This is a genomic window from Nodosilinea sp. FACHB-141 (assembly GCF_014696135.1).
In the GTDB taxonomy this organism is placed as follows: Bacteria; Cyanobacteriota; Cyanobacteriia; order Phormidesmidales; family Phormidesmidaceae; genus Nodosilinea.
The window spans coordinates 110,148-123,810 of the sequence record NZ_JACJPP010000022.1; the positions used below are offsets into that span (position 1 = coordinate 110,148).

The window sequence follows — 13,663 nt, forward strand, 5'->3', positions numbered from 1 at the left end:
GGTGAAACACCGCACGCAACCAGGAGTCGGTGTCAATGCGATCGCTAGCGCTCTATTCCTCAATTCAGTGGGATTAGAGCGCAGGCGATTAACCTAAACATTCGTTTTATGATCGGGTGAGTTGGTCATTGAGTAGATATCTAGGAGCGTGACATGGGAACTTGGTCAGTGGATGCCTTTGGCAATGATGACGCCGCCGATTGGGTCATTGAGCTGACAAAATCTGACGATCTATCGCTGGTCGAAGCGGCTATCAACGGGGTGTCAGCTGAGAGCGATTATCTAGATGCGGCGGATGCGGCGATCGCATTAGCGGCAATTGAGGTGATTGCCCGACTCAACGGTAACTGGGGCGATCGCAATGCCTACACCGAACCGGTTGACGATTGGGTCGCGCAGGTCAATGTGCAGCCAGAGCCTACACTACTGGCGCAGGCGCGGGCGGCCATTGATCGCATTTTGAGCGAAGACTCGGAGATGTTAGAACTGTGGCAAGATAGCGGCGATTACGAGGATTGGTTAGGGTCGGTAGAAAATCTGCGATCGCGCATTGGCGAATAAATAATTGATTTAGCTATCGGAGTTGTTCAAGGATATAGGCACTAGCACTGATTATGCAGATATGGGTTGATGCCGACGCCTGCCCCAATGTAATCAAAGAGATCCTGTTTCGGGCTGCCAAACGGGTTGAGCTCAAGACCACCTTGGTCGCCAATCAAGAGTTGCAAATTCCAGGTTCTTCCTACATTGAGTCTGTCCTGGTGCGATCGGGTTTAGATGTAGCAGATAGCTACATCGTGCAGCACTTACAATCTGGCGATTTGGTAATCACAGCCGATATTCCTCTAGCGGCTGAAGCCATTGAGAAAGGTGCCTATGCCCTCAACCCTCGAGGCGAATTTTACGATCGCGGCAATATTCGAGAGCGTCTATCTATGCGAAACTTTTTAAATGAGCTTCGCAGCGGTGGAGTAGAAACTGGCGGCCCTCCTCCGTTTAGCCAAAGAGATACGGCGGCATTTGCCAATCAGCTCGATCGCTTTTTAACCAAACACAGAAATAAGTAGTGATGCCCGATTACTGCCCACAATTGCAATCTTCATTTACTCATAATGCCGTAGGTTTAAATGCATAAGCTTCTCCTTTGATGGTGACGATCGGTAGTTTAGCTAACTTTGGGTGAGATCAAGCCAAAGCCTAGCAAAGCAAACCTGAAGCAGTGGCGTTGATTCACAGGTTTAGCCGCAAAAACACAGATGATATTATTTGAGGAGCGGCTATGGAACCTAGGCAAAAGCAGCTTATTTTAACGACCGTAGCCATCAGCCTTTTAATGGTTATTGACGTGGCCTGTGTACCTGAATCTTTATCCCTTACGAACACTTCAAAATAAAGGGCCATTCACCAACGCTACGAGTTCCATAAACTCAAGATTGCCCTACGGCCACCTTTGGCAGAACCTGTGATGTTGGGTTTCCTGTTGTTTTAGCCGCCAATCAACTTGATTTAAGCGTTGTTGGATCGTCTGTTTTGCTCTGGAAACACTAGCTTGTCTACAAGACTTAAACCTAGGACACAGAACTTTACTTGGTCAATAGAGATGATAGAAGAGCCTAAGGGGGCAGAATTACGTATGAGGAGTAATGTAATGTGCAATACATAACCCCTCATATGACTGCTCTCTATGGTGCAGGCAGTCTCTCGTGCTGCTAATAACACACGCCATCACCCCTCTATAGCCTGGTAAGTACTGATCTTCGACACTATGTTCCACAGCAAGTTTCGAGCTCTCTTAAAGCGGCTGGCAAAGCTAATTGCCAACTTGGTCTGCTGGGTCGGTCACATCCCAACTATCGATCAGCTGGAGGCTCAGCTACAAGATAAGTGCTATCAGCTCGAGACCATTGATGCCCAGGAAAAAGCGCTTTACCGAGTGATCAGCAAAATTCGAGCGTCCTTAGATGTGGACATGATTTTTCGCACTACTACTAAAGAAACTTGTAAGTTACTGCGAATAGAACGCATTGCCGTCTATCGTTTTTTTGATGATTGGGGAGGAGAATTTGTTGAAGATTTTGAATTTGCTGAACCAGGTTGGGATTTTGGCAGGCTAGGACAGAATACTGTCTGGAATGATTCATATCTGCAAGAGCATCAGGGCGGTCGATATCGTGCCAATGAGTGCTTGGTAGTTTCTGATATTTATGCCGCAGATCTGTCGCAATGCCATATAGAGGTTTTGGAGCAGTTCCACATTCGTGCCTATGCTACAGCACCTATTTTCATTGGGCAAAAATTGTGGGGGGTACTGGCTGCTTATCAACATTCGCAACCCTATGAATGGCAACATCAAGAAATTCAGTTTTTGTCTCAAGTTGCGAATCAACTCGGATTTGCGGTAAAACAAGCTGAATTAATGGCGACAACCGAACGCGAGGCCGAAGATTTGCGGCTGCTCAATGAGCAACAAGAGATTTTGTTTAAACTGATTGCCGACATTCGTGAGTCGCTCGATCTAAACACGTTGTTTAGAACGACAGCCCGCGAGGTGCGCAAAGCTCTACACACCGATCGAGTTGCCATTTTTCAATTCGATATCGATTCTCAATACAATTCCGGAGAGTTTGTCGCTGAGAATGTATTGCCAGAATACGATTCAGCGATCGCTCTAAAAGTAAGCGATCACTGCTTTGGCAGTCAATATGCCGCTAGGTATCAGCAGGGGCAGATACAGGTCATATCAGAGCTCTCCCAGGCTGGACTCAATCAATGCCACGTAGAACTACTGAAGAGTTTTCAGGTCAAGGCCCAAATTGTTGTGCCCCTTATGAAAGGAGGTGACCTATGGGGATTGCTTTGCGTCCATCAATGCGATCGCCCTCGCGCTTGGAACCCAGCTGAAGTTAATTTTATTAAACAGTTAGCGGCTCAGTTTAGCGTTGCCTTACGCCATGCCGATTTACTAGCCCAAGCTGACTCTAAGGCCGAGCAACTAGACCAAGCCCTTCAAGCCCTTAAGCAGGCCAACGAAAAGTTAGAAGAGTTAAGTAATCTTGACTCATTAACGCAAATTTCGAACCGTCGATTTTTTGATAAGTCCTTAAGAAGCGAATGGAAACGATTGCTGCGAACTGAGAAATACTTATCTCTCATTTTATTTGATATTGACTACTTCAAAATTTACAACGATTGCTATGGGCACCTAGCAGGCGACCAATGCTTGATCGATATCACGCGAGCAACTCAACTTGTCCTTAAGCGTTCCTCAGACGTTCTAGCTCGCTATGGTGGAGAAGAGTTTGCTGTAGTTTTACCAGACACAGATCGAGTGGGAGCAGTCAAAATTGCCGAAGAAATTCGAGAAACCGTTAAAAGTTTGCAAATTCCTAATAAGTGTATGCAAACAGAGCATCCCTACGTCACAATTAGCCTAGGCATTGCCAGTCAGATTCCAATGGCTGGTCAATCGGTTCGAGATGTCATCCGTCGAGCTGACCAAGCGTTGTATCAAGCAAAGGCGAAAGGTCGCGATACGGTGGTTTGTGCGCCTCTCGCTCAATGAATGCGATCGCGATTGTTCCAACACCAGTTCTTGTTATTGAAAAATTAAAAAAAGCGGGTGATCGGACTCGAACCGACGACATTCAGCTTGGGAAGCTGACGTTCTACCACTGAACTACACCCGCAAGGATGCCACTGAGCAAGCAATGTTGCTAGCGAAATTTCATTATACGATTATTTGTTCAAGGTATATTCCTTTGTCGAAGTTTTTGATCCAGCAGGCGGGCTAGAGCTAAGGGGGATTGCTAAAACGGCTCAAGCACTTTGCGATCGCCCTATTCATCCAGGTAATGTAGGTAAACAACCCTGACATCACCAGGGTTAGAGGTAGTAAAGCTCCCAGCGCTGCGAGCGTCATGGAGCTGCGGGTTTCTCTCCCGGCTCTAGTTTCAAGGCGATCTGCACCAGCCCGGTGAGGGTCGCAATCGAGGTCATTGGTAATGAGGTGTGTCAATCCTGCTCACCGATGAACCAGCTGTGGTCGCCAGAGGGGCAGAAGAATAGAGATTCTGCGCAGTCACGCCCTTTGGCTAGCGGCTAGATAGGTTACGAAATATTGATTTCTCCGTGATGGCTTAACGCCTCGTAGCCTTGGGATCGCTTGATATATCTAGGAAATTGCTTCCTCAACCAGTTTCCAGGGGCCAAGCTCATGATTTTTACTGATTTGAATCACACACCTGAATAGGGAAGGTTTGGTCTAATAGCATAGATATATACTGCGTGAGCTTTGTTCACCCCGTCGTCACTGCTCTCTCACGCCAACGGCTCGACTCTTTAAAAGGCAGGTCTTGGGAATGTTTAACGCCACCGAAATCCTTATCAGTGACTTTGTCGACAAGCTGCGAGTGGGTTACCACCGCACCTACGGCGGCCAAAACCCCGACTATGAAGACATCATTGCCTGGGCGGGCAGCATGGCGCTCGAAAACATCGCCAACAGCGACGCGCTTTACCACAACGTCGAGCACACAGTTTTAGTCGCCCTAGTGGGCCAAGAGATTTTGCGGGGCAAGCACATTCGCGAAGGCGGCGTCACCTGCAAAGACTGGATGCACTTTATCATTTCCCTCGTCTGCCATGACATTGGCTACGTGAAAGGAGTTTGCCGCAGTGACCAAGACCGTAACCACCTCTACGCCACAGGTCAGGGCGACGAAATGGTCATGCTCCAGCCCGGTGCCTCCGATGCCTCCCTTACCCCATACCATGTCGATCGGGGCAAGCGATTCATTGAAGAACGCTTCGGCGGCAACCCGGTGATTGAAGCCGACGCTATCAAGCGCAATATTGAGCTGACCCGCTTTCCGGTGCCCAAGGAAGAAGATCACCAAGATACCCAACACTTTCCTGGCCTGGTGCGGGCGGCTGACCTAATCGGTCAGCTCAGCGACCCCCGCTATCTAAAAAAAATTGGGGCGCTGTACTACGAGTTTGAGGAAACGGGGCAGAACAAGTACCTGAGCTACGATCATCCCGGCGATCTGCGGGCCAACTATCCCAAGTTTTACTGGAATGTGGTGCATCCCTACATCCAGGATGGGCTGCGTTATCTATCGCTCACCCAAGAAGGTAAGCAAATAATTGCTAACCTCTATTCAAATGTGTTTATGGTGGAGAACGAGCAAACCGTAATCCACACCTGATAACCGTCTATGACCTGGTGGCGCAAGCTTAGAACGAATCGTCTGGCCCAGCTTGGGGCGATCCTGCTGATCGCCCTGTATGCCGTGGCCTTAGGGGCCGACTTCTTTGCCCCCTACAGTCCCTACGAGTCTCAGCTCAACGGGTCACTGCTGCCGCCCACCCAGGTGTACTGGCGCGACGGCGAAACGGGGCGGTTCTTTCCCCACGTTTATCCCACCACCCAAGGGCCAGTAGATATAAACACTGGGGAACGCAGGATTGTCGTCGATCGCACCCAGCCCTCTGCCCTGCGGATTTTTCACCGCAATGATAAGGGACGACTGACCCTGTTCGACACGGCTGGGCCCGCCCGCATCAACCTGCTGGGCACCGATGAGCAGGCCCGTGACCAGTTCAGTCGGCTGATCCACGGCAGCCGGGTTAGCCTCAGCGTGGGGCTAATCGGTATCGCTATCTCCTTCCCGCTGGGCATGCTGGTGGGCGGCATGGCCGGGTATTTTGGCGGTGCGGTCGATGCCGTGCTGATGCGCCTGGTGGAGGTGTTGATGACCATCCCCAGCATCTATCTGCTGGTAGCCCTGGCGGCGGTGCTGCCGGCGGGCATCTCTAGCACCCAGCGCTTCTTGCTGATTGTGCTGATTACGTCGCTGGTGGGCTGGGCTGGGCTAGCGCGAGTCATTCGTGGCCAGGTGCTGTCGATCAAAGAGCAGGAGTTTGTGCAGGCTAGCCGGGTGATGGGGGGGCGATCGCTCTACATCATCACTCGCCACATTCTGCCCCAAACCGCTACCTACGGTATTATCGCCGCCACCCTAGCGATCCCTGGTTTTATTTTGGCAGAGGCGGTATTGAGCTTTATTGGCTTAGGCATTCAGCAGCCCGATGCCTCCTGGGGCAATATGCTTACCCTAGCGACGAATGCGTCTATTCTCGTTCTCCAGCCCTGGCTAGTGTGGCCTCCAGCCATTCTGATCGTGGTAACGTCTTTGGCATTCAACCTGTTAGGCGATGGTCTCCGCGATGCCTTAGATCCTCGAACGTTGAAGCAGTAATTAGGTTAAGCAGCTGGGTTGTTTGCGGCTCTGCTGTGAGATTTTTCAAAAGCTATGTCTTGTGCTAGGTGCCGCTTGGCTAGCTCAAAACTATGCTGCTGATTGTTGAGGCTGAAGGTGGCTAATGGAACTCATTGAGCTACTGGTCTTATTGATTGTGGCGGCTATCTGTGGTGGCATTGGCCAATCGTTAGCTGGCTATACAGCCGGGGGCTGCCTAACTTCGATTGTGGTGGGTTTTATCGGGTCGTACTTGGGCGTGTTGATTGCCCGCAATCTAGGCTTGCCAGAGCTGTTTGCCCTGCAAGTTGGAGGGCAGTCCTTTCCAATCATTTGGTCGATCATCGGAGCCACTATTTTTACCCTGATTCTGGCGCTGCTAAATCGGCTTTTAGTTGGGCGGCCTAGAATCTAGGGGCACAACATAGTGGACGGCTAGCCCCTGCATGGTAGTTCTGTGGCAACTGGTCGATTGGGCGATCGCAGCACTAGCCGCGATCGCTCTGTTTTTAAGCCTCTGGATTGTCGTTCCCGCACCAACCTTCTCTCTATTGCCCTTAGGCGTGGGGGCTCCAGAGGTCAGCCCTTTTTTGCTGCTGGGTCAGGGAATCGTGCTGGCGTTGGCCTTGGTGCTGCGGGGGGCGAAAGTAGGCGATCGGGGGCGATCGCGCGATTTTGTGTGGCTCCTAACCCTAGGATTCAGTGCTACCGGCCTGGTGCTAAGTAGCCTGCCGCTGCTGCAACTGCCTGCTACGGTGCAGCAGGCAGAAGCCCAAATGCAAAAGGCATTAGGAGCAAACTACAGCAGCCAAATTCCGGCTCAGGTACGGCCCTTGCTGCGATCGCGCCCTTTCATCCTGAGGGATTTAATCCAGGGGCTGCCAGAGCCTGCCATCAAGCCACAGCGCCAGACCGTCTTAACCCCGGACGGCGCCACTTTGGCATTGGACATTTACCAGCCGCCCCAATCTCCCACTCAGCCGGATCTGCACCCTGCCATCGTCACCATCTACGGCGGCGCTTGGCAACGTGGAGAACCCGCTGCAACGACCCGGTTTAGCGCCTATATGGCGGCCCAGGGCTATACGGTCGTGGCCATCGACTATCGCCACGCACCTGAGTACCGCTTCCCAACCCAGCTTGAGGATGTGCAAACAGCTCTGGAATGGGTGGGCGATCGCGCCCCAGACTATGGCATTGACCTCAACCGCATTGCCCTGGTGGGATGGTCTGCTGGAGCCCATCTGGCCATGCTGGCCGCCTTTGCACCGGAGGGACTTCCCGTACAAGCGGTGGTTAACTACTACGGCCCGGTCAATCTGTCGGCAGGCTACTACGACCCACCAGTACCCGACCCCATTGATACTCGCGCCGTCTTAGAAACTTTTTTGGGTGGCTCCCCAGAGCAGTTCCCCGCGCTTTACCAGCAGGCCTCACCGATATTCTCCGTCAAGCCGGGGCTACCGCCAACGCTGTTGATCTACGGTCAGCGCGACCATGTGGTGAAACCTAGCTATGGTCGGCAACTGTACGAAAAACTTCAAGCCAGCGGTAATGTGACAGCGTGGATTGCCCTACCGTGGGCCGAACATTCCTTTGATGCCGTGTTTCGCGGCCCCAGCAACCAAATTGCTCTGTATCACACCGAGCGGTTTTTGGCCTGGGCGCTGCGTCCCAACCCCTAGCCTTTCATCCCCACCCATTTCTTCTGGGGACGTAAGGCAGTAGCCTGAAGGTAGCGGCTTTAAAGGAGAGATGCTCGATGGGGACAATGGCATCGATGCGGCCAATCCGATGGGTTCTAATTAGTGTGCTTTGCCTGTCGCTGCTGGGGTGCGGGCTAATTAACCCCAAACCGCCTAGGGCGGTGGTTGAAGGGGCGATTGCCCAAAAGCTTTCTCAGACCCAAACGGTTCTTTACCGGCAGTTTTCCTCCGCTCCCACCGACCGAGCTGAGGTGGGTCGCATCCGCATCACCGATCACCATTGGTCTGAGATTGCTGGGCAGCCCACAGTAGAAGTAGCTGGTACCTATCATCTCAGAGGGGGCAACTTGACCAGTGCCCAACGCAGCCAGACCCGAGATTTTGAAGTCTACCTGCAGCGGGGCGCAACCAAAGACCAGTGGCTGCTGCTAGAGCCGGTTCCCAACCAGACTAGCGATGCCCTTCAGTGGCAAACAACCCCGGTCTTAACTGCAGCAGATAACGGGGCAACTAACCCAAGCTAACTTAGATAACAACACTAGTGTCCGCATCAACCGACGCTACTGGCTGGTAAGCTTCTCCAGCAAAGAGTTTGTAGAGTTTCTCAACTTCTGTCAAAGCGTTAAACTCTTGCTCGACCCTGGTTCTAGCCGCAGCGCCCAGACGATTTCGGGTATCGGCATCCTTCATCAGAAAACTAATGCATTCTGACAGAGCCTGGCGATCGCCAGGCGGCACCACGTAGCCATTTACCCCTGAATGCACCAGTTCACTCACCCCTGCAACCTGAGTGGCGACGACCGCAACGCCCGCCGCCATCGCTTCCATCAACACAACGGGGATGCCCTCAGCAAAGCTGGGCAGCACAAATATGTCAGTGTTCTTGAGATGTTCTCTCACCGCCGACTGAGATTGATAGCCCAAAAAGCGCACGTGGTTCTGTAATCCTAAGTCGCTCACCTGCTGCTCTAATAGCAGGCGATCGGCGCCGTCACCAACGACGGTTAAAATCACGTCAGGTTCAATGCTGATCAGCTCTGTCAACCCTTCTAGCAAAACCGGCAAACCTTTTTCAGCCGCTAATCTACCCACATAGAGCAGACGTTTGCCTATCCCCTGATGAGTCACCGTTTCAAACAAACTGGGGTCAACCCCGCAGTGTACAATTTTCAGCTTGTCCCACTGATCGGGGCGTGAAAAAATCATGCCTTGGCTGCGGCAGAAGTGACTAATGCAGGCCACGAATTTAGCGTGCTTAATCTTTTCATCCACCCGCCATCGGTAGGGTTCAAAAAAGATGTGGGGGCCATGCATTGTAAAGCTAAAGGTAAACCCACCCAATTCGGCCGCTAACATCGCTACCGTGCAGCTAGAGCTAGCAATGTGATTATGCAGATGGGTAATATTTTGGGTCGTAATCAGGTGAGCTAGGATGCCTGCCTCTAAAAAGTAAATTACCTGGTAGAGAAAGCCCTTAAGCCCAGGCTGGCTCGTGGCCCAAGCCAGCTTAACGCTGCTCAAGTAGCGGCTCGGATTACCTAACAGCAATGTTAGATGGGCCTTTATCAGCAGACCTAGGTTGAACGGTAGTAGGTAACGGGTTTGCGATCGCTCCGCAGCTTGCTCAGGGCCTACGATATTTTCATCTCCGGGGCGGCGTACCGCAAAGGTGAAGACATCCAACCCTAGGTCTCTAAGCCCTACAACCTCACGCTGAATAAACGTGTCTGTGGCTCTAGGATAGGTACCGGTAAAGTAGGCAATACGCATGGGGCTTCTCGCCATTACTAATGATAAAAATAGAAGAAAAATAGGGAAGTAGCGATTTTAGGGTTCTTTTTAAGACCCTGAGCCTGTCATTGGAACAGGCTTATACTCAATCAGCGTAGCTGGCTTTTTGCGCCAGCGGTTGAGCCAATATCGGCCTTGCCCAAGCACCTGAGGGAGTTTTGAGACGGTGCAGAAAAAAGCATACAACCGAGCGTTTCTAGCCTCGTCGCCTTGACTGTGGCGATATTTATAAATCTTCCATCCCAAGACCGGGTAGCCTAGCAGCAGCAAGAGACTTAGCCCGTGTGTAGGCCAGGCTAGGCCAATGGCCAGAGCCGGAACTATGGCCCCCCACAGCCAGCCGCTTTTGTCTTCCTTGACCATGTATGACTCAGGTGGTTGACCATACATGGCTTTTCCTTCTGCAACCGCCCAGCCCCCACGAATCGATCGCTTCCACCACTGACCAAAGCGAGTCATAGCTGCATCGTGTAGGGTCATATCGGCGTCAATACGCTCTATTCTCCAGCCTTTTCGCCTGAGACGAATACACATTTCTGGCTCTTCCCCGCAGATCATCGTAGGGTTGTAGCCGCCCACAGCTTTAATGGCTTCTACGCGAGCTAGCATGTCGCCGCCACAGGCTCGGGTCTCACCCACGGGTGTGTTCCACTCTATGTCAGCCAAGCGGTTGTAGGGAGAGGCGTCAGGAAAGCGCTCGCGTCGTCGCCCACAGACAATGGCGAGGGTAGTGTTGCTCTCTAGGGCCCCCACAGCTGCCTCTATCCAGTTGGGCAGGAGTTCGCAATCGCCGTCGATAAACTGTACGTAGGTAAGCTGAGGAAAGTGCTCGGCTAAGTATTGAAAGCCTGTGTTGCGCCCCCGTGCCATGGTGAACGGCACAGACATATCGAGCTCGACAACATGAATGCTCATTTCGCGAGCTTTAGCAACGCTGCCATCGGTAGAGCCTGAGTCTACATAGACAATGGGACTGCCCGACGGCACGTTGTCCTGTAGAGACCTGAGACAGCGAACTAGGCGCTCACCTTCATTGCGGCCAATCGTCACAACGCCAATTTGATGCATACCTAACAGGAGAATTAACGACTGAAGCTCACATTAAAAATACAGGCTTATGCATGAAATGCCGAGGTCAATACTAAGAAATTTACCAAGGCTTCATCGAGGCCGATAGTGAAAGCCAAAGCTTGAATTTGCTGCACGAAGGGATAGAATCAATACTTCTGAAAGTATTTCCAGTAGAGGGGGGAAATAAGACACTCTGTTCACTTGAGTAGAAGCGTAGTTAAAAGAATTTAGTCTCGCTTTTCTAAGCAGTGTTTTGCTCTTGCACAGCATTTTTAGGGCGGTCTTACCTTTCGTCTTTTTCCTTGAGTCTAAGTGTCAGAATCGAGGGTGTTTTATTATGGAAGTCAATTTTTAGTAGTAGTAAATTTTAAATAATAGTTAATTAATAATTCGCCGAGGTTTTAGTTGAGTTATAGCCTTAGTCATTTTTCGAGAAAGCTTAGGTATTGCTAGGATGCTCAAGCCAAACCCCTAAACTCTAATATTAAAACTAGGGACTGCCTAGGTATAGTTTGCCCTAAAAAAAACTGATCATGTAGGCACTAGCATGTTTTCTCAGCCATACATGATCAGGGGTAATTCAGTTCAAGAATGAGCTGCTTGATATAGCGCTAGTGCTCTACTGCTACGCCCACTGGGCAAGCTACACTGGTGCCTCCCAAGCCGCAATAGCCACCCGGATTTTTAGCCAGATACTGCTGGTGGTAGTCCTCGGCGTAGTAATACTCTGGAGCTTCCAAAATCTCAGTAGTAATGGGGCCATAGCCGGCGGCGTTGAGCGCGGGCTGATACGCCTGTTTAGAGGCTTCCGCTAGCTGGCGCTGGGCCTCAGAGTACACATAGATTCCTGAGCGGTACTGAGTGCCTGCGTCGTTGCCTTGGCGCATGCCCTGGGTGGGGTTGTGACTTTCCCAAAAGGTTTTAAGAACTTGCTCATAGCTGACTACCTTTGGATCAAATACAACCTGCACCACCTCGTTGTGGCCAGTTAACCCAGAGCACACCTCCTGATAGGTGGGGTTGGGGGTGTAGCCAGCAGCATAGCCAACTGAGGTAGAGTAGACCCCCTCTAGCTGCCAAAACTTGCGCTCGGCACCCCAAAAGCAACCCATGCCAAAGAGAGCCAACTCCATGCCAGCCGGAAAAGGAGGAGTCAGACGGTTGCCGTTGACATAGTGCTTTTCGGGTACGGGCATAGCTGTAGCTCTACCCGGCAGTGCCTCGTTAGGAGCGGGCATCTCTGACTTTTTGCCTTTGCCTAAACCAAAGAAAACCATAGGAATTATTGCAGTTTGTGTAGAAGAACTACCTCAACTATAGCGTCAACACCTTGGTGTTTCCTGAGAGAGGGTGCGCCTCTGGACCATGGGGGGCGGGGTTATGATGAGCGATCGCAGCCCAATCAAAAAAACCTGGAGTCACGACAGGCACCAATAGCTTTTGCAGATTAAATAGCCTCTAGTCTTAAAGATTAGCTTCACCAGCGTCTCTTGGGACTTAGCGATAGTGGCGATCCAGCCTCAGCACCGTTTCTAATAGCACGTTGGCTCCGTTGATGCACTCTTCGGGGGTGGTGTACTCCACCTCAGAGTGGCTGAAGCCGCCTGCGCTGGGCACAAAAATCATACCCATGTCGGTAAATCGACCCATTTCAAGGGCATCGTGTCCAGCACGGCTGGGCATCGGCATATGGCTCAGGCCTAAGTTAATGCTTACCTCAGCAATAACAGCTTGAATATGGTCAGCCGCTGGACTGGGTGCCACATTGAGCTGAGGTACAATCTCGATTTGAGTGCCGGTATTTTGAGCAATCAACCGCAATTCTTCTTTCAGATCGTCAATCAGATCATTGATGACGTACTGATTTAGGTCGCGCACGTCGATACTGCACTGTACTTGCCCTGGCACAATGTTGTCAGCATTGGGCCACACTTGCAGAGCACCCACCGTAGCCACCTGCTGGGCGGGGGGGCGCTTGCCCAAACGGTTTACCACCAGAACTACCTGAGCTGCTGCTACTAGAGCATCCTGACGCTGATCCATAGGGGTGGTGCCAGCGTGGTTGGGCCGCCCAGTGATGTGGATTTGGTAGCGCTGCATACCCACTATGCCCTGCACTACGCCAATTTGTTTCTGAGCTGTTTCTAACACTCCTCCCTGTTCAACGTGGAGTTCGACAAAGGCACAGATATCATCACGAGTGCGCTGGGAGAGAGAGAGCTGGTCCCAATTTCCCCCGGCGGCGTTGACGCACTCATCGATGGGGCGACCGTCTTTGCGGTGGTAGTCGGCAGCATCGAGCGAGGCAGTGCCGGCCATGGCACGCCCGCCAACCATAGTGTCTTCTTCGTCGGCAAACACAATCACCTCAAAGGGGTGGTCAAGGGTGATGTTGTTTTCTTGAAGGGTGCGGGCTACTTCGATACCCGCTAGCACACCCAGGTTGCCGTCAAATTTGCCGCCACAGGGCACTGTGTCGATATGGGAGCCAGTGGCGATCGCTGGGGCGTTGGTGCGACCATTGCGGCGACCAATCAGGTTACCAGCGGTGTCAATACAGGTACTCAAACCTGCTTCTACCATCCATCGTCGTACCAGCTCGCGGCCCTGAATATCTTCTGAGCTAAAGGCCAGCCGACAAATGCCGCCGTTGCTGAGCTGCCCAATTTGGGCTAGATCGTCAATGCTTTGATTGAGCCGTTTGCCGTTGATGCTAAGGGTTTGTAAGCGAGCCATAGGTATTCAGTTAAAAGGAGTTCAGTGAAGAGATGAAACGTTTGACTCCAGAAAACGTTACAGACCATCATATAACCGTGACGCCTCTGTATACAATAG

The 13,663-nt window shown here is 51.6% G+C and carries 12 protein-coding genes and 1 tRNA gene; 8 read left to right on the forward strand and 5 right to left on the reverse strand.

Annotated elements, in window-relative coordinates; genetic code table 11:
• The first annotated feature begins 153 nt into the window (after positions 1–153).
• From H6F59_RS22850 to H6F59_RS22860, 3 genes are all read left to right on the forward strand, one after another.
• A complete protein-coding gene (locus tag H6F59_RS22850; protein WP_190706176.1) occupies positions 154–561 on the forward strand; it encodes a DUF4259 domain-containing protein in 408 nt (135 codons plus the stop codon).
• Positions 562–614: 53 nt separating this feature from the next.
• Positions 615–1,067 carry a YaiI/YqxD family protein gene (locus H6F59_RS22855; protein ID WP_190706179.1) on the forward strand — a complete coding sequence of 151 codons (453 nt, stop codon included), beginning with the start codon at positions 615–617 and terminating at the stop codon, positions 1,065–1,067.
• A 698-nt stretch (positions 1,068–1,765) separates the two neighbouring features.
• Positions 1,766–3,562, forward strand: a complete 1,797-nt coding sequence (locus H6F59_RS22860; protein WP_190706196.1) for a sensor domain-containing diguanylate cyclase — start codon at positions 1,766–1,768, stop codon at positions 3,560–3,562.
• A gap of 52 nt (positions 3,563–3,614) precedes the next feature.
• Here H6F59_RS22860 and H6F59_RS22865 read toward each other — a convergent pair.
• Positions 3,615–3,686 (reverse strand) — tRNA-Gly (locus H6F59_RS22865).
• A gap of 672 nt (positions 3,687–4,358) precedes the next feature.
• On the opposite strand from H6F59_RS22865, the gene H6F59_RS22870 reads away from it, so the two are divergent.
• The 5 genes from H6F59_RS22870 to H6F59_RS22890 all read left to right on the forward strand — a co-directional run bounded on the left by H6F59_RS22870 (position 4,359) and on the right by H6F59_RS22890 (position 8,490).
• Positions 4,359–5,207, forward strand: a complete 849-nt coding sequence (locus tag H6F59_RS22870) for an Npun_R2479 family HD domain-containing metalloprotein (RefSeq protein ID WP_073607346.1) — start codon at positions 4,359–4,361, stop codon at positions 5,205–5,207.
• Positions 5,208–5,216: 9 nt separating this feature from the next.
• A complete protein-coding gene (locus tag H6F59_RS22875; protein ID WP_190706200.1) occupies positions 5,217–6,260 on the forward strand; it encodes an ABC transporter permease in 1,044 nt (347 codons plus the stop codon).
• A 124-nt stretch (positions 6,261–6,384) separates the two neighbouring features.
• Positions 6,385–6,675 (forward strand): hypothetical protein, encoded by a 291-nt coding sequence (locus tag H6F59_RS22880; RefSeq protein WP_190706204.1) that lies wholly within the window; start codon positions 6,385–6,387, stop codon positions 6,673–6,675.
• A gap of 31 nt (positions 6,676–6,706) precedes the next feature.
• Positions 6,707–7,945, forward strand: coding sequence for an alpha/beta hydrolase (locus H6F59_RS22885; RefSeq protein ID WP_190706207.1), 1,239 nt, complete (start codon positions 6,707–6,709; stop codon positions 7,943–7,945).
• Positions 7,946–8,022: 77 nt separating this feature from the next.
• Positions 8,023–8,490: a hypothetical protein gene (locus H6F59_RS22890; protein ID WP_190706210.1), complete on the forward strand. Its 468-nt coding sequence runs from the start codon at positions 8,023–8,025 to the stop codon at positions 8,488–8,490.
• A 1-nt stretch (position 8,491) separates the two neighbouring features.
• Here the strand turns inward: H6F59_RS22890 and H6F59_RS22895 are convergent, their stop codons facing one another.
• From H6F59_RS22895 to H6F59_RS22910, 4 genes are all read right to left on the reverse strand, one after another.
• Positions 8,492–9,736, reverse strand: a complete 1,245-nt coding sequence (locus H6F59_RS22895; RefSeq protein ID WP_190706213.1) for a glycosyltransferase — start codon at positions 9,734–9,736, stop codon at positions 8,492–8,494.
• 69 nt (positions 9,737–9,805) lie between these two features.
• Positions 9,806–10,825: a glycosyltransferase family 2 protein gene (locus H6F59_RS22900; RefSeq protein ID WP_190706216.1), complete on the reverse strand. Its 1,020-nt coding sequence runs from the start codon at positions 10,823–10,825 to the stop codon at positions 9,806–9,808.
• 614 nt (positions 10,826–11,439) lie between these two features.
• Entirely contained in the window at positions 11,440–12,105 is a 666-nt protein-coding gene (gene msrA, locus H6F59_RS22905; RefSeq protein WP_190706220.1) for a peptide-methionine (S)-S-oxide reductase MsrA, read from the reverse strand.
• Between the two features lie 220 nt (positions 12,106–12,325).
• A complete protein-coding gene (locus tag H6F59_RS22910; protein WP_190706223.1) occupies positions 12,326–13,564 on the reverse strand; it encodes a Zn-dependent hydrolase in 1,239 nt (412 codons plus the stop codon).
• Positions 13,565–13,663: the final 99 nt, after the last annotated feature.

What these genes read in the sequence shown, in the direction of transcription:
- H6F59_RS22850 (WP_190706176.1), top strand. Translation starts at nt 154, where the DNA reads ATGGGAACTTGGTCAGTGGATGCCTTTGGCAATGATGACGCCGCCGAT.
- H6F59_RS22855 (WP_190706179.1), top strand. Translation starts at nt 615, where the DNA reads ATGCAGATATGGGTTGATGCCGACGCCTGCCCCAATGTAATCAAAGAG.
- H6F59_RS22860 (WP_190706196.1), top strand. Translation starts at nt 1,766, where the DNA reads ATGTTCCACAGCAAGTTTCGAGCTCTCTTAAAGCGGCTGGCAAAGCTA.
- H6F59_RS22870 (WP_073607346.1), top strand. Translation starts at nt 4,359, where the DNA reads ATGTTTAACGCCACCGAAATCCTTATCAGTGACTTTGTCGACAAGCTG.
- H6F59_RS22875 (WP_190706200.1), top strand. Translation starts at nt 5,217, where the DNA reads ATGACCTGGTGGCGCAAGCTTAGAACGAATCGTCTGGCCCAGCTTGGG.
- H6F59_RS22880 (WP_190706204.1), top strand. Translation starts at nt 6,385, where the DNA reads ATGGAACTCATTGAGCTACTGGTCTTATTGATTGTGGCGGCTATCTGT.
- H6F59_RS22885 (WP_190706207.1), top strand. Translation starts at nt 6,707, where the DNA reads ATGGTAGTTCTGTGGCAACTGGTCGATTGGGCGATCGCAGCACTAGCC.
- H6F59_RS22890 (WP_190706210.1), top strand. Translation starts at nt 8,023, where the DNA reads ATGGGGACAATGGCATCGATGCGGCCAATCCGATGGGTTCTAATTAGT.
- H6F59_RS22895 (WP_190706213.1), bottom strand. Translation starts at nt 9,736, where the DNA reads ATGCGTATTGCCTACTTTACCGGTACCTATCCTAGAGCCACAGACACG.
- H6F59_RS22900 (WP_190706216.1), bottom strand. Translation starts at nt 10,825, where the DNA reads ATGCATCAAATTGGCGTTGTGACGATTGGCCGCAATGAAGGTGAGCGC.
- msrA (WP_190706220.1), bottom strand. Translation starts at nt 12,105, where the DNA reads ATGGTTTTCTTTGGTTTAGGCAAAGGCAAAAAGTCAGAGATGCCCGCT.
- H6F59_RS22910 (WP_190706223.1), bottom strand. Translation starts at nt 13,564, where the DNA reads ATGGCTCGCTTACAAACCCTTAGCATCAACGGCAAACGGCTCAATCAA.